This is a genomic window from Chryseobacterium indologenes (assembly GCF_002025665.1).
Classification (GTDB): Bacteria; Bacteroidota; Bacteroidia; order Flavobacteriales; family Weeksellaceae; genus Chryseobacterium; species Chryseobacterium metallicongregator.
This window is the reverse complement of record NZ_CP018786.1, coordinates 2,303,365-2,323,154: the sequence shown is the minus strand read 5'-3', so window position 1 is coordinate 2,323,154 and position 19,790 is coordinate 2,303,365. Positions and strand designations below refer to the sequence as shown.

Annotated in this window: 21 protein-coding genes and 1 tRNA gene; 3 read left to right on the top strand and 19 right to left on the bottom strand. The window is 35.6% G+C overall.

Annotated features, from left to right (window positions below):
• Positions 1-202: 202 nt before the first annotated feature.
• The 9 genes from BUE84_RS10490 to BUE84_RS10450 all read right to left on the bottom strand — a co-directional run bounded on the left by BUE84_RS10490 (position 203) and on the right by BUE84_RS10450 (position 7,358).
• A complete protein-coding gene (locus tag BUE84_RS10490; protein ID WP_079241584.1) occupies positions 203-1,300 on the bottom strand; it encodes a glycosyltransferase family 4 protein in 1,098 nt (365 codons plus the stop codon).
• Positions 1,297-2,073 (bottom strand): polysaccharide deacetylase family protein, encoded by a 777-nt coding sequence (locus tag BUE84_RS10485; RefSeq protein WP_079241583.1) that lies wholly within the window; start codon positions 2,071-2,073, stop codon positions 1,297-1,299. The genes BUE84_RS10490 and BUE84_RS10485 overlap by 4 nt, the downstream gene beginning before the upstream one ends.
• 1 nt (position 2,074) lies before the next feature.
• Positions 2,075-3,004: a glycosyltransferase family 2 protein gene (locus BUE84_RS10480; protein ID WP_079241582.1), complete on the bottom strand. Its 930-nt coding sequence runs from the start codon at positions 3,002-3,004 to the stop codon at positions 2,075-2,077.
• A gap of 5 nt (positions 3,005-3,009) precedes the next feature.
• Positions 3,010-4,179, bottom strand: a complete 1,170-nt coding sequence (locus BUE84_RS10475) for a glycosyltransferase family 87 protein (protein ID WP_079241581.1) — start codon at positions 4,177-4,179, stop codon at positions 3,010-3,012.
• 29 nt (positions 4,180-4,208) lie between these two features.
• Positions 4,209-5,021 carry a 2,3,4,5-tetrahydropyridine-2,6-dicarboxylate N-succinyltransferase gene (locus tag BUE84_RS10470; protein ID WP_034694413.1) on the bottom strand — a complete coding sequence of 271 codons (813 nt, stop codon included), beginning with the start codon at positions 5,019-5,021 and terminating at the stop codon, positions 4,209-4,211.
• 71 nt (positions 5,022-5,092) lie between these two features.
• Positions 5,093-5,704: a methyltransferase family protein gene (locus BUE84_RS10465; protein ID WP_079241580.1), complete on the bottom strand. Its 612-nt coding sequence runs from the start codon at positions 5,702-5,704 to the stop codon at positions 5,093-5,095.
• Between the two features lie 247 nt (positions 5,705-5,951).
• A complete protein-coding gene (locus tag BUE84_RS10460) occupies positions 5,952-6,323 on the bottom strand; it encodes a DUF2255 family protein (RefSeq protein ID WP_079241579.1) in 372 nt (123 codons plus the stop codon).
• 109 nt (positions 6,324-6,432) lie between these two features.
• The gene (locus tag BUE84_RS10455) at positions 6,433-6,759 is read right to left on the bottom strand and encodes a LytR/AlgR family response regulator transcription factor (RefSeq protein WP_079241578.1); all 327 of its coding nucleotides are present in this window, start codon (positions 6,757-6,759) and stop codon (positions 6,433-6,435) included.
• Positions 6,760-6,785: 26 nt separating this feature from the next.
• Positions 6,786-7,358, bottom strand: a complete 573-nt coding sequence (locus BUE84_RS10450) for a C40 family peptidase (RefSeq protein ID WP_079241577.1) — start codon at positions 7,356-7,358, stop codon at positions 6,786-6,788.
• A gap of 154 nt (positions 7,359-7,512) precedes the next feature.
• Here BUE84_RS10450 and BUE84_RS10445 point away from each other — a divergent pair, with 154 nt between their 5' ends.
• Complete coding sequence (locus BUE84_RS10445) at positions 7,513-8,151, top strand: hypothetical protein (RefSeq protein ID WP_079241576.1); 639 nt, start codon at positions 7,513-7,515, stop codon at positions 8,149-8,151.
• 39 nt (positions 8,152-8,190) lie between these two features.
• Here the strand turns inward: BUE84_RS10445 and BUE84_RS10440 are convergent, their stop codons facing one another.
• On the bottom strand, positions 8,191-8,559 hold the full coding sequence (locus BUE84_RS10440; protein ID WP_079241575.1) for a hypothetical protein: 369 nt from the start codon (positions 8,557-8,559) through the stop codon (positions 8,191-8,193).
• Positions 8,560-8,943: 384 nt separating this feature from the next.
• Between BUE84_RS10440 and BUE84_RS10435 the strand changes: the two genes are divergently transcribed.
• Positions 8,944-9,627, top strand: coding sequence for a hypothetical protein (locus tag BUE84_RS10435; protein WP_145953232.1), 684 nt, complete (start codon positions 8,944-8,946; stop codon positions 9,625-9,627).
• A 93-nt stretch (positions 9,628-9,720) separates the two neighbouring features.
• On the opposite strand, the gene BUE84_RS10430 is transcribed toward BUE84_RS10435, so the two are convergent.
• The 4 genes from BUE84_RS10430 to BUE84_RS10420 form a co-directional block, all read right to left on the bottom strand.
• Entirely contained in the window at positions 9,721-9,906 is a 186-nt protein-coding gene (locus BUE84_RS10430) for a bacteriocin-like protein (protein ID WP_079241573.1), read from the bottom strand.
• A gap of 207 nt (positions 9,907-10,113) precedes the next feature.
• Positions 10,114-10,455, bottom strand: a complete 342-nt coding sequence (arr, locus tag BUE84_RS25045) for an NAD(+)--rifampin ADP-ribosyltransferase (protein WP_409993850.1) — start codon at positions 10,453-10,455, stop codon at positions 10,114-10,116.
• Between the two features lie 592 nt (positions 10,456-11,047).
• On the bottom strand, positions 11,048-11,218 hold the full coding sequence (locus tag BUE84_RS25040; RefSeq protein ID WP_409993834.1) for a bacteriocin-like protein: 171 nt from the start codon (positions 11,216-11,218) through the stop codon (positions 11,048-11,050).
• A gap of 244 nt (positions 11,219-11,462) precedes the next feature.
• A tRNA-Ala gene (locus BUE84_RS10420) sits at positions 11,463-11,536 on the bottom strand.
• 173 nt (positions 11,537-11,709) lie between these two features.
• Between BUE84_RS10420 and BUE84_RS10415 the strand changes: the two genes are divergently transcribed.
• Complete coding sequence (locus BUE84_RS10415) at positions 11,710-12,246, top strand: GNAT family N-acetyltransferase (RefSeq protein ID WP_079241571.1); 537 nt, start codon at positions 11,710-11,712, stop codon at positions 12,244-12,246.
• Positions 12,247-12,260: 14 nt separating this feature from the next.
• On the opposite strand, the gene BUE84_RS10410 is transcribed toward BUE84_RS10415, so the two are convergent.
• The 5 genes from BUE84_RS10410 to BUE84_RS10385 form a co-directional block, all read right to left on the bottom strand.
• A complete protein-coding gene (locus BUE84_RS10410; protein ID WP_079241570.1) occupies positions 12,261-12,614 on the bottom strand; it encodes a VOC family protein in 354 nt (117 codons plus the stop codon).
• 632 nt (positions 12,615-13,246) lie between these two features.
• On the bottom strand, positions 13,247-14,125 hold the full coding sequence (locus BUE84_RS10400) for a glycerophosphodiester phosphodiesterase family protein (RefSeq protein ID WP_079241568.1): 879 nt from the start codon (positions 14,123-14,125) through the stop codon (positions 13,247-13,249).
• Between the two features lie 16 nt (positions 14,126-14,141).
• On the bottom strand, positions 14,142-15,545 hold the full coding sequence (locus tag BUE84_RS10395; RefSeq protein WP_079241567.1) for a RagB/SusD family nutrient uptake outer membrane protein: 1,404 nt from the start codon (positions 15,543-15,545) through the stop codon (positions 14,142-14,144).
• Positions 15,546-15,549: 4 nt separating this feature from the next.
• Positions 15,550-18,774: a SusC/RagA family TonB-linked outer membrane protein gene (locus BUE84_RS10390; protein ID WP_079241566.1), complete on the bottom strand. Its 3,225-nt coding sequence runs from the start codon at positions 18,772-18,774 to the stop codon at positions 15,550-15,552.
• Positions 18,775-18,845: 71 nt separating this feature from the next.
• Positions 18,846-19,658, bottom strand: a complete 813-nt coding sequence (locus BUE84_RS10385) for a FecR family protein (protein ID WP_079241565.1) — start codon at positions 19,656-19,658, stop codon at positions 18,846-18,848.
• Positions 19,659-19,790 lie beyond the last annotated feature (132 nt).

The following is a 19,790-nucleotide window of genomic DNA, read 5'->3' as shown; positions in this document are numbered from 1 at the left end:
AATTTCTGAGGAGAATTCAGGAAACAAAAAAACCGTCTATTTACTCAGACGGTTTTATTATTTTTGATTTTAGCACATACTTATATCAATCAATTCCGCCTAACAGAGATGATGATGATAATGATGTAATGCTAAAAATATTGGTTTCATTGTTTGAATTATGATGCAAATGTAGGATTTATTTTTATAATGCAAAGTTTTTTCAGATTAATTTTTGATAAAAATTAATCAGCTCCTTTGCAATAGGTTCGTCATTAAACCTCTGAACAAACTCGAAACCCTTTTCTTCACGGCGTTTTCTCTCAGATTCATTTTCCCAGAGAAATTTGATTTTTGCCCGGATATCAAGTTCATTACCCGGATTGATGTAAACTGAGTCTTTTCCTCCTGCTTCCGGCAGACAGCTGGTGTTGCTTGTTACCACAACAGTTTTGGAAAAAAGTGCCTCAATCACAGGGATTCCAAAGCCTTCAAAGAAGCTTGGATACACAAAAATATCAGCAAGTTTATAGAGGCAAGCCAGTTCATCCATAGAAACTCCTTCGAGGAAGAGCACCTGCTTTTCCATTTTATTCTTTTTAAGAAAACTTTCTATTTTCTGGTAATATTTGGTTTTTCTTCCCACTACAACCAATGGAATTCCTGTTCCGCTGATTGCTTTTATAACATTCAAAAGATTCTTACGATCTTCGATCGTTCCTACATTCAGAACGAACCTTTCGGGAAGCTTACATTTCTCTTTGACAGCTTCCATTAATTCCGGAGACTGCTGTTCTTTAAAAGCATGATGACACCCCTGATAAATAACTTCAATCTTAGTCTCAGGAACCTTTAAATACCGGATAATATCTCTTTTGGTCTGTTCTGAAATAGCAATGATTTTGTCAGCCGAATCAGCCGCTTTTTTAAATTTCCAGAAATGAATCTTTCTGTCAAAAAAAGAATAATACTGCGGATATCTTACAAAGATCAGATCATGAATGGTTACCACCTTTTTGATAGGTTTTGGATCCCATTTTAAAGGAAGTTCGCCAGATAAGCCATGGAAAATATCTGCACTTTGTTTTTGGGCATCTTTCCCCATTTTCAACTGACGGGACAGATTTCCTTTTGAGGTTTCAATAAATTGAACATTAGGACGTTCCAGAATATCTTTTCCGCGCTCCGATTTGTTTTTATTGAGTAACAAATATTCGTTCTCCGGTTCGTATTTGGAAAGGATTCTTACAAGATCTCTCGAGTAATTTCCAAGACCGGATGTATTGTGAAAAAACCGTTTTGCATCAAAGGCAATCTTCATCGTTCTATCTGTTTTTGAAATTCCTGAAATGTTCCGAATGTATGTCCTTCTCCTTTGAGCCAGCGTACGAACGAATCAAATCTTTCTACCATATCTTTCCCTGAGTTTTTTACGGTAAATCCAGGAAGTCTAAAAGCTTCGTCTTTGATTTCTGCAAATTCCCACGGATGGAAATAAATGTTCAGATATTTGTCTTTTTTCAAACTGTCCGAAGCCAGCTTTTTATAGAAGAATAATGGAAAATTGTGAAAGCTTAACCAAAATAAAGGAATTCTGAAATTAGGAGAAACCGAGGCTGGTACCTGCGTTACATTTCCTTCTTTGAAATAGGTTCTGGATACTTTTAAATTATTATATCTTCCAGGCAAAAACGTAGGATTGATGGAGGAATTGTAAGAATATCCTGCTCTTTCCACTTCTTTTTCGTCTACAGGCATCATTCTCGGCATTCTTAATCCGGTCACTTTTGTGGAAAATAATTCTTCCAGTTTCTCTCTGGATTCCTTCAGGTGTTTAACTTCAAATTCTGAATGAAACCATGTATGAGAAGCCAGTTCATGACCTTCGTTTAATAACCTTTCAATAAGGGGTTTGCTGTTTTCTGCAAAAACTACCGTGGAAAAGAAAGTAGCTTTGGCATTATATTTTTTAAGGATGTCAAGTATTCTCTCTAATCCTGTCTGTGAAATTGAAATCTGCTTTTCAAAGGGAATTTCACCCTTATATTCTAATGGCATATCAAATTCTTCAATATCAAAACTCAATAAAACCATTCTAAAAATTTTTGTTTTTAATAATATAATTTGGTCTGTCTTTCACCTGTTTGAATATTTTACCTAAATAAATTCCCATGATTCCGAGGATGATCAACTGAAGTCCTCCAAAGAAAACAATGGTCATAATTAAGGATGCCCAACCTGAAATCTCAGTTTTTGCAATAAATGAATGAATAACGTATGCTCCATATCCAATGACTGACAGTGCCGAGAATAAAAACCCCAGATATGCCGCCAGATAAAGAGGCTTCACGCTGAAAGCAGTGATTCCTGTAAAGGCAAAAGTAAACATCTTTTTAAGGTTGTAACTGCTTTTTCCTGAAAGCCTTTCTGCTGCTGTAAAGTCGATTCCTGTTTGTTTGAAACCCATCCAACTCGTTAATCCTCTCAGAAACAGATCGTCTTCATTAAAATTCCTCATGACTTCAACAGCGCCTGCATCCAGTAATCTGAAATCTGAACCGCCACCTTTTGTTAAGTTAACATCTGAGAGGCTTGATAAAAGCTTGTAAAATAAGTCTGATGTTTTTCTTTTAAAAAATGAAATTTCTTTTGGATATGTTCTAAAGGTAAAAACTACGTCATAGCCTTCTTCCCATTTCTGAATCATTTCTGGAATCAGCGCAGGAGGATGCTGAAGATCTCCGTCCATAGAGATGACTGCATTTCCGTGAGCATTGTCCATTCCGGCTTTTACTGCTGGCTGATGTCCAAAATTACGTGAAAATTCGATGAATTTCACTTCATCATACTGACTGGAAAGTTCTTCTAATTTTTGTTGTGTATTGTCTCTACTGCCATCATTCACAAATATGATTTCAAAGTCATAATTGTTTAAACCATCAAAAACTTCTTTAATTTTCTGATGGATCATGGCAACGTTTCCTTCTTCGTTATAAGCGGGAATTACAATTGAAATTTTCTTCATATGTATTAATTCAGGCTGTAATTTTTCTCAAAATCTTTAGTCAGAAGTTCATAAGTCACTCTCAACCAGATTACAATACAAGGTACGGCTTTTAATGAATATTTGATGATATAATTCTCTTTTACAAATTTCGGGAACAGATCCGAAGTTGAGAAACATGTGAAAATAATGACAAAAACCAACAATCCTATAACAAATGGTGTTCTTTCTTTCTGAAGGAAAAACCAGATCAAAACTCCTACTACCGCTATAATATACGTGGGAGATTCTGAACTTGAACTGAACAATACCAAGAACAGTAATGTGGAAGCCAGAATCATCAGTTGAAATGCATAATGCTTGTATTGCTTAATTCTGATGTAAGGTAAAGCAAAAAGAGGCAATCCACCTGCTAAGAACACAAGGTTAGAAATGGATGCATCTCCTAAAACTCTTCTTACAAAGCCCATTAATGAGATATCCTGCATATTTCCTAATACCTGGTTTTCATTATTCTTTTCTACAATAGACTGAAACCAGTCCGTGTAACACTGAATGACAAACTGCGGACTTGAATAGGCCATTGGAAGCACAAAAAACAATATAGCAATGCCAATTCCTGAAAGAATAAATTTAGTTTTATTTTTAATGAAGAAAAACTGTGTTAATCCTACAATTCCGTAAATTTTTACAAATATTCCTATTAAAATTGCAGTTACAGATTTCACTTCTTTTCTTTCGTAAATATAAACTGCAGACAACAACAAAAGGCCTGTTAGCGCTACATTGAACTGCAAGCTTAAAGCTGCTGTAATGTATTCCTGAAGACAAAGCAATCCGAAAATAGCTTTCTTGCTGTCTGAAAAAGGCAGTTTATAAATTCCGTAGATAAAGATGAAAGTATTGGCAATATTCCAAAGTGAGATTCCCAACCAATCCGGCATCATGGCAAACGGCGCAATCAAAGCACTGAAAAATACACCATAATGGTTCAGATCAAAATAAAGATCAGGATAATGGATAAATAAATTTTTCTGATGAATGGTATTAAAGAATACGTTTTTAAAAATCAGATAATTATTGATCGCATAATCTCCTCTCAGATATTTGGAAATTGCTGTAACAACGGATATAATAAGATAAACCCCAAATATATATTTAGGGTTTAATAGTATTTTAAGAAATTTTTCTTTCAAGATTGTGGTATTAGATTAAAATATTAATCTTAAACGGCTACATTATTATCTCTCAATGCGTCATTCAGAGATGTTTTCTTGTCTGTAGATTCCTTCCTCTGACCGATGATCAGGGCACATGGAACCTGATATTCTCCTGCAGGATACTGTTTTGTATAGCTTCCAGGGATTACTACTGAACGTGCAGGAACTCTTCCTTTGATTTCAATTGGCGTATCTCCTGTAACATCGATTATTTTTGTAGAAGCGGTCAATACTACGTTAGCACCCAGTACAGCTTCTTTTTCTACGTGAACTCCTTCTACAACGATACATCTTGAACCGATAAAGCAATCGTCTTCAATGATTACCGGAGCAGCTTGTAACGGTTCCAATACCCCACCGATACCAACACCACCACTCAGGTGAACGTTTTTACCGATCTGTGCGCAGCTTCCTACAGTCGCCCAAGTATCTACCATTGTTCCGGAATCTACATAAGCACCAATATTTACATAAGATGGCATCATAATTACTCCAGGAGCAATATAAGCACCTTCTCTCGCTACTGCATGTGGAACAACTCTCACTCCTTTTTCTGCATAACCTCTCTTCAAAGGCATTTTATCATGAAATTCAAACGGACCTACTTCAATTGTTTCCATTTTCTGGATCGGGAAATACATTACTACAGCTTTCTTTACCCATTCATTTACCTGCCATCCGTTTTCTGTAGGTTCTGCAGTACGAAGTTCCCCTTTATCAACTAAAGAAATAACTTCTCTGATCGCCTTCTGGCTGTCTTCATTCTGCAATAATTCTCTGTTGTCCCAGATATTTTCAATAGTTTGTTGTAATGACATGTTTCTTATTTAAAATTATACCGGCCAAAGATACAAAAAAGTTCAGCAAAACGGGTTTTAACATCATGCTTTTAATAAAGACTCAACATGCGCTTCACCTTCTTTTTGTAGGTCACGTAAATTTGTCCATGTTCTTTTAGGAGATACTCTTCTTCAAGCCTGATCTGGATCTGCATCAAAATGCTTCCTGTCAGGAGAAAAGCAAGCGCAATCACAGTAGGAAAAACAAGAAAAAACCCAACAAGGCTGATGGTTATTCCCAGAAATATGGGATTTCTTGAAAATCTGAATAATCCATGGATTATCAAATCTGTTTTCATTGTATTGTCAATTCCAATCCTCCATGAGTTTTTCATTTGTAACTGCGCTATAATCACCCAAATGAAAGCAACAATCATTAATATAATTCCGGTATATTGAAAAAGATCATATTCCAGCACATTGATTTTAAAAGCAGAGAAAATGTCTTTCGGAAAAAATAAAAGAAGTATTGTATAGATAAACAAAGCGAATAAAACCAGCTTAAAATACAACCCCACAAGTCCGTATGCTGAATCATCTTTGGGAAGAACATTAGGATTTTTTCTAATTTGTTTAGCCACTTTGTAGCTAATGCCTACAAATGAGACCAAAAAGAAAATGATGAAGTAAAAAGGGATAAAAAATCTGATGAAATCTGCCATATGATAATAGTTTTGGGCAAATTTCCTAAGTTTCGTGATGCAATACTATTGCAATGATGAATAGCAGATAGATGGCAAACGGAAACGTAAAAATTCCCCTCCTCCGGAGAGTTGGCGAAAATTCAAAGAATTTTTGACGGGGTGGTTAAATAAGAAGATTATATAAGTTTTGGCTAAAGCCGGTCGAAGTTTTTATTTTTCGATAAACGGGCTAAAGCCCGTTCTTATTGAATATTTCAACTGCTATTTACTCCAAAATAATAAACTCCATTGTTTTCGCAACATGCTTTTCCTGAATAATCCCTTGTGAATATGGAATATTATGATCACTGTTATATTTTGTCAGATAGGCCTGATTAATTTCTTCAGTAAGATCATTGATATCTTCCGGAACGAGAGCTTTTACATGATAAATGGTTTCACCACATTGAATTTCTCCTGCAGAATTTTCTAAAAAGATATTGTACCAGCTTCTTTCAGCGAGCCCCCAGGATCTTGCGAATATCCGGTTTTGGACAACAACCATCCATATTTCGAGAAATTCAGGTCTTTGATGTCCGGCTTTTATTCCGATAATCGTATGATTTTGAATATAATCTAATGCTTTTTCTTTATTCATTATCTTAATTTTATATAAAACTAAAACATGAAAACAAACAAGAAAACTTATTTATGCATACTGTCAGAAAAATGATGTAACGAGATGTTTTTCTGATGTATGATGTTTTTTAAAGCATCATTTTACCAAGAGCTGTTTGCAGGCATTCTTTATAGCTTTTGGCTACTGTAATTTTTAAATCACCACAGATTAAGTGATTGTCTTCGAAAGATTCGATATTCGTCAGATTGACAATGTATGAATTGTGGACCCGCATAAATTCGTCAGGAAGAGTCTCTATGAGGTATTTAAGTGTTTTGTAATAAATGTATCTTTTATTGTCTGTGGTATGAACTTCCACATAATTTCCGAGTCCCTTAATAACATTAATATCTTTAAAGAAAAGCTTTATCAGCTTTTTATCTGATTTAATGAAAGCAAAAGTACGGTTCTCCATCGTTATTATTTTAATTGGAAATGTTTTTACAGCACTCTTTGAGCATGAAGGTAGGCCTTATTCCAGTATTTTTCGTTCAGGGACGAAATAATTACGCCTTTTGAGGTAGAAGCATGAATAAATTTTACTTCTCCGTCAGGACCAATATCATGAACAATTCCCACGTGAGATACTCTACTTCCTCCTGCTGTCGCAAAAAACAACAGATCACCTGGTTTTACGTCTTTGATATCAATATTCTTTCCGGCATCAGCCTGATCAGAAGATCTTCTGGGAAGATTAAAATCATTTTCTTCAAATACTTTTACAGTAAATCCAGAGCAGTCAAATCCCGAAGAAGTATTTCCTCCGAATTTATAGGGTGTTCCGATATACTTTTCTGCATCTTTCAAAACATCATTGATTGATCTTGAAACATTACCACTAAATTTTGAATCCAATTTTCTGAGATTTTCAGCTTTCGCTACGGCCTTTGTATTTGATTTTTTGCTCGCAGAAGCACTTTTAGAGGATCCGCAGGAAACTACAAAAACAGAGGCTGCCAATACCACGACCATCTGCTTTATTTTTATTTTTTGTTGAAATAATTCCGTTCCCATATTCTTCTGATTTATAATTAATTAACAAAACACATCACAAATATACATTTTATAATCTAATTATGCTACAACTATACTACAACTATATTATAAATATATGTTAAAATTTTGATTTTCATTATTTATTGGTATATTTGATTTCTATTTTGAAAATATGGCAACCTATGAAAGTGTAATCAAGATTACCGGAGCAGTGGGCGATCTGGTTTTTTATACTCTGAATGGCAAAAATGTGGTTCGGAAGAAAAGCGGGTTTAATAAAGCTGCGTTTAAGAAAAATCCGTCATATGAGAAAGTAAGACAGAACAGTTCTGAGTTCGGGCATTGTTCCAAAATGGGGAAGATGATCCGGAAAAGCCTGGAAATATATATTAAAGAAGCTGGTGATCCCCTCCTCTACCAGAAGTTTGCAAAGGTGATGACTACTATCAAAGATTTAGATACCATTTCTGAAAGAGGAAAAAGAACGGTTGAAAACGGTTTAAAGACTGAAGAAGGAAGAAAACTCCTGAGGGGATTTCAATTAGGCACGGTAAATCAAATTTCTGATTGTATAAGAATGAAAGATCATGTTTTGTATAAAAATGATCATTGTACCTCAGATCATGCAGTGATTTTAACTTTAAAATTAAATTCTGAAAAGTATAGTATGGAAAGTAGTGAAGAAATAGTGTATTGGAATCAGCAACAAAATACGTCTTTTAAAAAGTATTTTCCTGATAATGATTTCCTGCTCTATTTTATAGCATTAAAGAATGAAAATGATAAGATTACCCATATGGGATTTGTTTAAATAAAAAAGTCTGCAGTACATTCTGCAGACTTTCTTGTTTTATTTCTTCTCTCCTTTCCAGCTTCCTGATATTGCAGGGGTTGGAAGTGAGTTGGACCAGTTTCCGTTTCCTTTCTTTTCTGTCGTTAACGTTCCTTTGAAATCTCCTTGTGAAGGAAGCCCTACTCTGGCGTTAAGATCTCCTGTCTCACTTAAATTCCCGGTAATGCTGTAGTTTTCATTATTAACATCGGAATGCATTGTTCCTACCACTTTACCACTTTCATCTACCACAAAGTTCCAAACTCCTTTATCTGCTCCTTCATAAGAACCAGACCATGTTCCTACATAATCATAAATAGTATCATCATCAGAGCTGCAACCGATAAATAAAAACGCCGTTAATAAAAGTAAAAAAAGTTTCTTCATAGTTTCAGTAGTTTTATAACCTAAAATCCTGTTATTCTCCTATACTTTCATTCCAAAAATCCAGTCATAGAGAATATTGCTTAATATTTATTATTTTTTGTTCCGTGCAAATCTACTAATTTTTTTTATTCAAATTATCTGAATTTTAATTAGCTCACAATATCTTTATTAAAAAACAACATATTCCGGCTAAAATACAAATATTTTTCAAACAAATAGAGCCTCTATATATTTTGAGTTATTTAAAAAAATAAACTTAAAACTTGATATTAATACGTTTAATATTCATTTACAATTAGTTTATATTAGATTTCATGCCATTTGTATTCTATTTTAAAGATATTTCTTACCTTAGTGAAAAATTTAACCTTTTCAAAAAATTACATGAAAACAAAAACATTATTTTTGGCAGCACTTGCTATTTGTGGTAGTTCAACAGCACAGGTTGGGATTAATACCGCCACTCCAAGTCATACTTTGGATGTTAATGGTCTGGTAAGAGTAAGAGGGCTTTCAAATGCTGAAAAAAAAATTGTTGCTGCGGATGCGCAAGGAGTTTTAACTCTTATTTCTCCTGAAGAAATTTTTGCGCCAAAGGCTATATTGAACACATCAACCTCTTCCAGTGAACAAAGATCTACTGTATACGAAGGAAAATGTTTCCAACCTGGTGACAATGCTTCTTCCTGTACTGTTTCTGTCAACCATTACTCTTCTTGTGCAGGGTTCAGCACTCCCGTAGACACTCAAATCATTGTAGGACAAGGAATTAATACAGGAAATGGACAGTTTTTGGGAACATGGACAGCCCGATATGTTGATAATAAAGGGTTTGCAAACGCAACTGCTGTTGCCAATCAGACAGCACCTGACTATCCCAGAATCTCTTATCCAAGTACCAATACAGTGAACTATTTAGGAAGTGGAAACTTTGCAGGTCAATGTAATACAGATTTAGTCACTACCATCAACCAGGCCACCGGAGATATAAAAGTAGAGTCTGTAAAGCGAAGCATGTACGCACACCTTGTGTACCTTATTAATATTGCCCGCTCCAGATCTTTATAATAGTTGATATTTGATTTCAAAAAGGCAGCCACAATATTTTCATTGTGGCTGTTTTTTGTAAAATGAAAAACCCTCTGAAAAGAGGGCTTTGATTTATCTTGGAAAAGGAAGCGTTACCGGATAGCAACCACAAAGGCAGTCCCACTGATCAAATTCTTCTGAACAAACACCAATGGCTTCACATCTCCATAAAGCTCCTGGAGGGCATGCCGGAACATTGGGTCCTGCTCCTTTAACTGTTTTTAATTCTTCTCTCGAGATTTTCTTTAAATTTTTCATGGTTTAAAATGTTTTAGTTCATTTCAAATATAAGAATATTCATTAAACAGCAATTTAATTTGTGAAAAAATTAATTTTACACACAAAAAGCCTCTAAAAAGAGGCTAAAAACTATTATTGAATGAATGAAAAACTTATCCCAAATGTATGAAATATTCATTTCAGCTTTTATGAGTACAGTCATATTCAGCTGTTTTCCATCATTCACTAATTGATAATTTCTCCTTTACTGTTATCCAGTTTTTCACGAAATTTTTGAAGATCTTCAGGAGTTGGTCTACTCCATTCTGTAATTTCTCCGATAATTTTCAAAGGCATTTCGGAGCGATAAGATCGGGTTGGATTTCCCGGAAATTTCTTATCTGTTACATTGGGATCATTTTCGAAATTCCCTGTGGGTTCTACAATATATACACGATCTACTCCATCGCCTTTTGCCAGTGCAGCAGCAAGTCCTGCTCCATTGGTTAAAGCGGTGAAGTAAATATGATTCATTTTGAATTCTGATTTGTAATTAGAGTTTCCGCCTGCTGTCAACAGATCTCCCATTTGTAACTCGGCTTTTGTTCCATGGTAAAAAGGACCTTTATCATACGGATGGTTTTGAAGTAACACTGACAATTCAGCATTCTTTTTTGATTTTTCTGAATCTCCTAAATCCTCATAGCATTTGGAAATATTCAGGTAAAGAGAAGGTAATGCACTTTTAACCGTATCATCATTTATTTTTAAAGCCAACTCTAAGGAAGTTTCAAGCCACTTTAACCGATCAGCAATGGTTTTCTGATGACGTGCTACATAATGAGCTGCCAGAAACTTTTCATGATCGTCCGAAGCTTCTTCCCAGGCTTTTAAAAATAATTGAGCTGCTTCTTCAGGCATTCCTTTGTCTTCAAAGCCCATTCCTTGCAGACAAAACTTGATCACAGGATTAAAAGGAGAAAATTCCATATTTTATTTTTTTCAAATCTAGGGGATTTTTATGTGGAAAAGATGTGTACCCTCTTTAATCCCTTATAAAATTTTACCTGAAAAATTGATTATTGGAGGTTATGAAAAATAAACCATAAAAAATCTTTGCTACAAATATAACAAAAGCCCTCTCAAAGAGAAGGCTTGATTTTTATGTAAACAGTTTTTATTAAGATCCGATTGGAACGCAAGAGCAAACACAATCATAAATCCCCTGGTCTGGGTCACAAACGTAGATCGATTCGCATTTAAGATAGTATTTTGCAGGACATGTAATTGGAGTCCCAGCTCCCTGAACATTTTTCATTTGATCTCTTGTAATTTTCTTTAGATTTTTCATAATTATTTATTAATGTATTAGTTTTTAGTACCTATAGTACTTATTTTCAAATATAACTAAATAAAATTAATCATAAAACATTTGTAAATTTTTCTTTACAATTTATCACTAAGAAGTAAGAACTTTCATATCCCAAGTTCAAATTTTTCTTGTGTGTTAATTCTTACTCTTCTTGATACTGATTTACACTTCCAAAAAAGACTGAACATGAAAAAAGCCCTTTATGAAAAGGGCTTTGCTGATGTGGAGAATACGGGATTCGAACCCGTGACCTTTTGACTGCCAGTCAAACGCGCTAGCCAACTGCGCCAATCCCCCGTTTTTATTGTAAGGCGGTACAAAAGTAAGTATTTAAATGATATTTGCAACTATTTTATAATTTTTATTGAATTAAAATTAATGGAAAAAGGCTCAGGGACAATAAAAGCCATCATTCCTCATTGAATAACATCCCAATTAATCCTATTTTTGTATGAAATTATAATACAATCATGCTACTCTATACAGAAAGATTGGTTCTACGGGATATTACGATTGATGACAAACAGGATATTTTCGATTACCGTTCAGATGCGGAAGCCAATAAATTTCAAGGATGGATTCCTGAAACCCTGGAAGAAGTGGAAAATTTTATCCAAAGAAATACTAAAGAATTCAACCAATCTGAAAGCTGGTATCAGCTGTTAATTACTGATAAAGAGACAAAAGCAGTCATTGGAGATATTGGAGTTCATTTTATAGGAGATGAAAATGTACAGGTAGAACTGGGAATTACATTAAACACATCATTTCAAGGTAAAGGTTATGCTTCTGAGGCTTTAAAAGGAATCATTAGTTTCTTGTTTAATGATTTGCATAAACACAGAATTACAGCTTCCGTAGATCCTGACAACACTGCTTCTCTTCAGCTGATGGAAAGAATCGGATTAAGAAAAGAAGGGCACTTTGTGAAAAGTCTGTTCTGGAAAAATAAATGGGTTGATGATATTATTTATGCTGTTCTTCGTGAAGAATGGCCTACAAAATAGTTGTTCTTAAATGATCATTTATTTTGCTGCACCACACAAAATGAATTTCCTTCGGGATCCAGAAGGACAACATAGTCAGCATCCTGTTCGTAATTCCAGCCTTGCATCTTTGTTGCCCCTATACTCAAAAGCCGCTCTACTTCCTGTTGCTGATTATCAGTTATCAGATCTATATGATGTCTCTTTGGCTCTTCCGAACCGGTTAATTTTAATGATAACTGTATTCCATCGCCCTCTTTTGGGATCAGAATGGCAAAATCAGTATCTGGCTCATCTTTTATTTTGTAGTGTAAGGCTTCACTCCAAAAGGCAATTGCTCTATTCAAATCCACAACACCCCAGACGATGGATAGTATTTTTAAATTCATTGCAGCATTGTTTTTAAATAATGATAGAATTTCAGATCTTAATAATGGTATTCATAAAAAATATAATAAGTATACACCCATCAATGGAATAGCAGATATCTACTACAACACTGTATATTTTTCGTAAAATGGAGTGAATTTTGTTCTTACAATAGTTAAGGCAACTAAATCATTGCAAATCAAATAGGATACAATCATTGTATGGAACCACTTTTTTATCGTAACCGTAATCCAGTTATCATTTTCGATCAATGAATACATCTCTTTTTTTAAGTGTGTAATAACATGATCCTTCTTCTTTCCGTTTAATGAAAATAAGTCTTTCATAATCTTTGGTAATCTTTAATAATTTTTAGTTTAACAAGTTTTTATGTTGGCTTATTTCATGGGTTAGCTTTATTATTCCAAATATAGTGAAATACACAATGTTTACTTTATGACACAAATCATAAAACGAGTGTTAAAATATCCTAAAAAAGACGTGTTTCAGTTATCCTTTCTTAAATTTTCTATTTCCAAAGTGTATTTTCTTCGAGTACGTTCCGAAACAATCAGTCCTGGAAAATAGAAATTTATATTCCTACTCTATAGAGCAAAAGAGCCAAAATTGAATATTTCGGCTCTTTTATTTCTTAAAAATAAAGGTTTTTACTTTTTAAATAATGGATCAGTTCTTTCGGACGGTCAGTCTGAATAATGTTGACTCCTTTATCAATATACCAATCATACAGGTAAGGATGATCAAGAACGAGGTCATCATTGTTTCCGGCGTTATGATGGGGCCATAATGAATTGACCCAGATTTTAACCTTACTTTCTTTAAGCTTTTTAAAATCAATCAGATTCTTTTCCGTTGCTCCTATTGTAAATTCAAAACCATAGACTTTATAGCTCTTAAGGTACTCTGAGATTTTTTTCAGATCTTCCTCTTTCCCCAGCTGGATAATCGGCATATAGTGAATTTCATTTTTGATATCATCATATTTCCGGTTGAATTCCGTGTAGGATTCATGACCTTTAAACAAAATCTGATCCAGCATATTTCGCTTTTTCACCAAAGGATAGACCTGTTTTATATAATCAAAACCTTTATCGAGATTCAGGAGGATTTTTCCATCGGAAACTTCTAAAATCTCCTGTAAAGTAGGAACACTCATTTGAGTTTCCACTCCCAAACCGTCTCTTAGATGAAGCTTTTTGATTTCGGCTAATGTAAAATCAGAGGGTTTCCCTTTGCCTGTTGTTGTTCTGTCGATGGTATTGTCATGCATCAGAATCAAAACACTGTCTTTCGTCATGGCAAGATCTATCTCAGCCATATCGACTCCTTTTTCAATAGCTTTTTTTACCGCCCACACCGAATTTTCCGGAGCCTCTCTCCAATCTCCACGATGAGCAACCACCATTACTTTGTTATCGGGAAAAGCGGAAAGTGAAATTTTCTTTTGCTGAGCAAAGTGGAGAGACGAAATAATAAGAAGAAACAGTTGTAATAATTTATTGTTGAGCATAATTTTAAAGTTTAAATTAATATCCTGGATTTTGTTTAATTGCGGGATCTGTATTGATCTGTCCTTGTGGAACAGGCATCAGAAGATGATAGGGTTTTATTTGTGCAGTGCTGTATCCGGGGTTATTATTAAAGTGAGCTGTCATTACCGAAATAGCCTTTCCTGTCCTCACAAGATCAAACCACCGGTGTCCTTCTCCTACAAATTCAAGCCTTCTTTCGCGGTCAATTTCATTCAGTAATGTCTCTTTTGTGGAGAGGTTTACAGATGCAATACCTGCTCTGGTTTTAATTTTATTCAGCCATATATTGGCATTGGTAAAATCATTCTGTTGAGTAAAACATTCCGCCATCATCAGGAAAACATCAGCTAATCTCAGCACCACAAAGTTGCTTCCTCCATCGGCAATGGTATTGGACGTTTTCACCAGCTTTTTACTGAAAGGAATTCCGTTTGACGTAAGCCCGATATAGGCAGACCGCCTTGTATCTCCTGCCAAATAAAGATTGTATACTTCTTTGGTGGGAAGATTATGGCCTTTCGCTCCTGAAACTGATCCGGAAGGACTGAACATCTGAAATGCCGAACTTCCTTCCGAATTTCCGTTCAATCCGGAGGTGAACTGTACATCAAAAATAATTTCAGCATTATTTTTATTGGTGACATCAAAAATTTTACTGACATCGGTCAGAAGTTGATAGCCTAAAGATTCAATCTGACTCAAATAGGTCAGTGATTCTGCAAACTTGTTCTGTGTAAGAAGCACTTTACCCAAAATTCCCAAAGCTGCTCCTTTGGTTACTCTACCCTTTTGCGTTGTGGTGGTTGGTAAAAGATCAATCGCTTCTTTCAGATCCTTTTCTATCGCTGAATATACTTCTGCGACAGGTGTTCTTGGCTGCCCAAAGTAATCGTTAACATTCGTGGTTTCTTTTAATACCAATGGAACATCACCATAAATTCTTACCAGATTAAAATACATCAGCGCTCTCAGAAACTTCATTTCTCCGGTTCTCGTATTTTTCAGGGCATCAGTCATATCCGGGATTTTTCCAATCCTTGTCAGAATAATATTCGCCTGCTGAATTCCGACATAATTGTCCTTCCAGGTACTTGCAATAAGGCTGTTATTAGGTTGAATAGTGAAAAAATCCAGTTCTCCATACGTAAAAGAATCATTGGCTGGAACCTCATCATAGGTGTTGTCAGAAGGCAATTCTCCCAGTGCAGGCATTGCCAGTTGATACTGTCCGGTGTACTGAAGGGCTCCGTAGACTGAAACAATTCCCTGCTCAATTTCAGAAGCATTGGTATAGAATTGTGAGGAAACTTTCTGGGCTTCAGGATTTACATCCAAAAGATCAGACGAACAAGAAAACATCACAGAAAGACTGAATATTGTAAAGAATATTTTTTTCATGATTTTAAAATTTAAGGTTAAAGCCTACAGAATATATTTTAGCTACCGGATAATAAGCCTGATCAAAGCCCTGGGTAAGAACATTGTCTGAAGTGGCATCGATATTCATTCCTTTATATTTTGACAGCGTGAAAAGATTGTTTCCTACCAGATAGATCTGTGCGTTTTCCAACCCGATATTTCCAAGCATTGATTTTGGGAAATTGAAAGCCAGACGAAGTGATCTCAGTCTTACATAATCTGCATTTTTAAAGTAGAGATTTGAGGTTCTGGCTTCTTTTCTGTTGTTGGAAAAGTTCATATTCGGCATTCCGAAAAACCCATTGGGATTGCTTACTGCATTATAGCGGTTGTCAAAATAATACTGCGAGGCCATTCCGAAACCTTCTCCTGATTCTAAGGTAGTGACAGCATCTGCATTATAAATTCTCTTCCCTATTTCGCTGTATAATGAGAAGCTTAATTCAAAAAGTCCGTATCTGAAATTATTATTGAAACCCAGAATATATTTGGGAACACCGCTTCCGAAACTTCTTTTATCATTGACATCTATCTTCCCATCACCATTGAGGTCTTCCATAATATAATCTCCAACCATTGTTCCGGTAATGTGTGGTGAATTGTTGATCTCATCCTGAGTTTTATAAATTCCGACAATGTTGTACCCATACATTTCACCAATAGAGCCACCTACCTTTGTAACAGAGAAATTATTTTCACCCGTGATAATCTGATTCTGTCCGTTTGCCAAGGCCAAAACTTCATTTTTATTGGTGGAAAAATTAAAGCTTCCCGAATAGGTAAAATCGTTGGCAATATTGAAAGTTTTCGAAGCAATCTGTAATTCAAAACCAGAGTTTTTGATCTTCCCTATATTTTGAAGCGATGTACTGAAACCAGACTGCTGTGGAACGGGAACATCGAGTAACAAACCGTCTCTGTTCAGAATATAATAATCGGCAGAAATATTCAGGATATTTTTAAACAGAGAGAAATCAATTCCGAAGTTGTTTGATCTGGACTTTTCCCAGGAAATATTAGGGTTGGGAGCCGTTGCCGTTGTATACCCTGGTGTTAGAACGCCGCCAAAATTATAATTATCAGGATTCATCAGCGAAAGTGCCCCGAAATTAGGAATCTGATTATTTCCGTTGCTTCCCAGGCTGTATCTTAGCTTTAAATCCGTTACAATAGTATTTTCAGGAAAGAAATTTTCATTACTGATCGTCCAGCCTGCAGAAAATGCATAGAAATCTCCCCATTTGGAATTCTTCCCGAAACGTGAAGAGCCGTCTCTACGATAAGAAGCCATCAGATTATATTTATTATCAAAGGTGTAATTAACTCTGGTAAAATAAGACATCAGCCTCCATTTGTATTGTGTCAGCGTATTTTTAAATGAAGTTCCGCCTGCAATATTCCGGATGCTGTTGTCTGGAAATGCTGTAGCTTCGGTTAAAAGCTGAGTATTATCTTCCTGCTGAAAAGACTGTCCGGCAATGGCATCTATTCTATGCTCACCCCATTTTTTATCAAATGAAAGCAGGTTTTCAATCAGATAATTTTTACGGATATATTCTGTTCTGTTCGCAAAAGTAACATCCGGAGCGGCCGCTCTGTAGGCTCCTACTGTGGAAGGATCGAAGAAATTATATTCGTAATTGGTGTAATCGCCGCCTACTGAAAGTCTGTATTTCAATCCTTTCAACAGCTCAAGCTCAGTAAAAATATTTCCGAATGTTTTAAATAAAGTATATTTTCTGTTCGTCATTTCCTGAATCGCAACGGGATTCTCTACCAAAGCACCGTCAGTTGCTGTATTTCCCAAGATTTGTTGGGAAATGGCCAAACTTCCGTCATCATTATAAGGTTTAAAGAAAGGATACATTGCAGTAGCCATCTGCAGTGGATTATAACTTCTCGAATTTTCTGCTGCATTGATGGTACCCGTTGCATAAGACGGTGTCATTGTTACTCCTATTTTCCATTTATCCGTAAGTTCTGTGGAAAGATTAACGCTGGTAGAAAATTTTTCATAGTCTGTCCCGATCACCAATCCTTTCTGGTTAAAATAGCTCATGGTAAAAGCATATTTGTTTTTATCGCTTCCTCCGGTAATATTTAATGAAGTCTGGCTGATGGGTGCAGGTTTCATTACAGTATTCAGCCAGTCGGTATCGGTGAGCCCTGGCTGCTTTGCCAGATAAGGGGCTAGATAATCAGGGATTAGCTCACGTAAAGATGCTCCTTTACTTATTCTTGTAGCATTATCATCAGAAATACTTCTGTTGCTGCCCTTGGAAAGATAGTTGTTATCTCTGGCTTCTTTCAGAAAAGTGGCCATATCGTAAGCATTCACCAATTTTACATTATCGCTTCTCATCTGCATTCCGTAATAGGAATCAAAAGAAACAGCCATTCTGCCTTTTTTCCCTTGTTTTGTTTCAATGATAATCACTCCATTGGCTCCTCTGGAACCATAAATGGCTGCGGAGGCGGCATCTTTTAAGATATCAATTTTTGCAATGGAATTAGGATCAATAGCATTCAGATTGGAACCTTCGGTGAGAGGAAGTCCGTCAACAACGATCAAGGGATTCGAACCCGCTGTTAATGTTCCAATCCCTCTTACTCTGATAGAGGGTGAACCTCCCGGCGTTGCATTAGCCTGGGTAATCTGAACTCCGGTAGCTTTTCCGGCAATAATATCCCCGAAATTGCTGGAGGCAACGCCTTTCATCTGTTTCTCGTCAATAGAAGAAATAGAGCCGGAATTGTTTTTCTTACTCTGTTTTCCATACCCTACCAAAACAACCTCATCAATATTTTTTTCTCTGGATGTTACCGTGTCTTTTATCGGATTTAAATATTCCGCAGACTGTTGCGCATTATTCCTCTGAATTTTTGCAATTGCTCTTGCATTGAGACGAACGGTGACTGTTTTCTGATCTACATTAAAATCCAGACCAATATTTTTCCTCAGATAGTCTAAAGACGATGATAATGACTGATAGTTAACCTGAGATTCATCCACCTGAATATCCTTAAGGTCTGAAACCGAATAGAAGAATTTTACGCCATGTTCTTTTGAAAGTTTTTCAAAAATTTTAATCAAAGGCGTTTTCCGCTGAATAACGGACTGTTGAAAACATTTGTTAGCCTCTGCGTAGGTAAACTGTGGCGCGCACAAAAGACCCAACAACATCATGCTAATTGTTGTTTTTTTCATAGCTTTGCTGAAATTAGTTGTTATTTGACTGATTTATATTCAATGCATCGGTAACCCCAATTACTGGTGCATTATTTTTCTAAAATGATATGATAATCTGATTCTTTTCGTGTATTTAAACTAAATGGAAATCCTATGGTTTTAATAACTTTATTAAGGTCTCCGGTGATATCTCCATCAATAACGTTTTCTCTATACTGCTGAGGGTAGCTTATCGAGATATTGTACGTCTTCTCCAACTGTGAAATGGCCTGCCCGAATTTCATTTCATTAAAATCAAATGTCCTTACGACATCCTGATCATAGAAATGTTTTTCATTTCCGTCTTTGTCTGCCAGCCATGTTTCTTTAGGCAAAAGATAAGTGGTGTGACCTTTATAATCAATTTTCACTTTTCCTTCTTTCAGATAGACTTTTTTATCTTCGGATCTTTGATCAAGCAGGAATTTTGTCCCCAATACTTTTACTCTAAACCCATTGGCATCAATGATAAAGGGCAACGCTTTATTTTTAGCAACACTGAAGAATGCCTTTCCTTTAAAAGAAATATTTCTGGTTTTCTTACCGAAATTTTCTGTCAGCATCAATTCACTTTCTGGTTGCAGGGTAATAATACTTCCGTCCGGCAAGGTGAATTCCTTTTGCATCGTTTCCGTTCTGAAAACCATTTGCTGATGAGATGAAGAGCTTAGAGTATTTTCAGTAAAGAACAGAGTCATCACGGTAAATAAAGGTAAAAGAACAGCCGCAGCCCACAAAAACCTTTTTGTCTTGTATCTGGATCTGATTTTATTTTCAAGTCCGTTCCAGATTCGCTGATCTGCCGAATCCTTCATTTTCCTGTTTTCTTCTTTGACTGATTTCCATTGATTTTCGAAATCCATACGCTCCTATTTGATCTTTATTAGAGAATACGCAGGAAGTGCAGAATCGTCAACCTATATTTTTTTGATTTAACGATTTGTTCATATTGGGTGATGTTGGGTTAAAGTTAACTCAAGCCTAACTAATTTAAA

Bases quoted from the DNA above. Each gene is read 5' to 3' on its own strand.
- BUE84_RS10390 (WP_079241566.1), bottom strand. From the start codon at position 18,774: ATGAAAAAAACAACAATTAGCATGATGTTGTTGGGTCTTTTGTGCGCG.
- BUE84_RS10445 (WP_079241576.1), top strand. From the start codon at position 7,513: ATGGCAACCTATGAAAGTGTAATCAAGATTACCGGAGCAGTGGGCGAT.
- BUE84_RS10480 (WP_079241582.1), bottom strand. From the start codon at position 3,004: ATGAAGAAAATTTCAATTGTAATTCCCGCTTATAACGAAGAAGGAAAC.
- BUE84_RS10395 (WP_079241567.1), bottom strand. From the start codon at position 15,545: ATGAAAAAAATATTCTTTACAATATTCAGTCTTTCTGTGATGTTTTCT.
- BUE84_RS10410 (WP_079241570.1), bottom strand. From the start codon at position 12,614: ATGAATTTAAAAATACTATCCATCGTCTGGGGTGTTGTGGATTTGAAT.
- BUE84_RS10440 (WP_079241575.1), bottom strand. From the start codon at position 8,559: ATGAAGAAACTTTTTTTACTTTTATTAACGGCGTTTTTATTTATCGGT.
- BUE84_RS10455 (WP_079241578.1), bottom strand. From the start codon at position 6,759: ATGGAGAACCGTACTTTTGCTTTCATTAAATCAGATAAAAAGCTGATA.
- BUE84_RS10450 (WP_079241577.1), bottom strand. From the start codon at position 7,358: ATGGGAACGGAATTATTTCAACAAAAAATAAAAATAAAGCAGATGGTC.
- BUE84_RS10460 (WP_079241579.1), bottom strand. From the start codon at position 6,323: ATGAATAAAGAAAAAGCATTAGATTATATTCAAAATCATACGATTATC.
- BUE84_RS10415 (WP_079241571.1), top strand. From the start codon at position 11,710: ATGCTACTCTATACAGAAAGATTGGTTCTACGGGATATTACGATTGAT.
- BUE84_RS10465 (WP_079241580.1), bottom strand. From the start codon at position 5,704: ATGGCAGATTTCATCAGATTTTTTATCCCTTTTTACTTCATCATTTTC.
- BUE84_RS10400 (WP_079241568.1), bottom strand. From the start codon at position 14,125: ATGCTCAACAATAAATTATTACAACTGTTTCTTCTTATTATTTCGTCT.
- BUE84_RS10435 (WP_145953232.1), top strand. From the start codon at position 8,944: ATGAAAACAAAAACATTATTTTTGGCAGCACTTGCTATTTGTGGTAGT.
- BUE84_RS10490 (WP_079241584.1), bottom strand. From the start codon at position 1,300: ATGAAGATTGCCTTTGATGCAAAACGGTTTTTTCACAATACATCCGGT.
- arr (WP_409993850.1), bottom strand. From the start codon at position 10,455: ATGGGAGATCTGTTGACAGCAGGCGGAAACTCTAATTACAAATCAGAA.
- BUE84_RS10430 (WP_079241573.1), bottom strand. From the start codon at position 9,906: ATGAAAAATTTAAAGAAAATCTCGAGAGAAGAATTAAAAACAGTTAAA.
- BUE84_RS10385 (WP_079241565.1), bottom strand. From the start codon at position 19,658: ATGGATTTCGAAAATCAATGGAAATCAGTCAAAGAAGAAAACAGGAAA.
- BUE84_RS10470 (WP_034694413.1), bottom strand. From the start codon at position 5,021: ATGTCATTACAACAAACTATTGAAAATATCTGGGACAACAGAGAATTA.
- BUE84_RS25040 (WP_409993834.1), bottom strand. From the start codon at position 11,218: ATGAAAAATCTAAAGAAAATTACAAGAGATCAAATGAAAAATGTTCAG.
- BUE84_RS10485 (WP_079241583.1), bottom strand. From the start codon at position 2,073: ATGGTTTTATTGAGTTTTGATATTGAAGAATTTGATATGCCATTAGAA.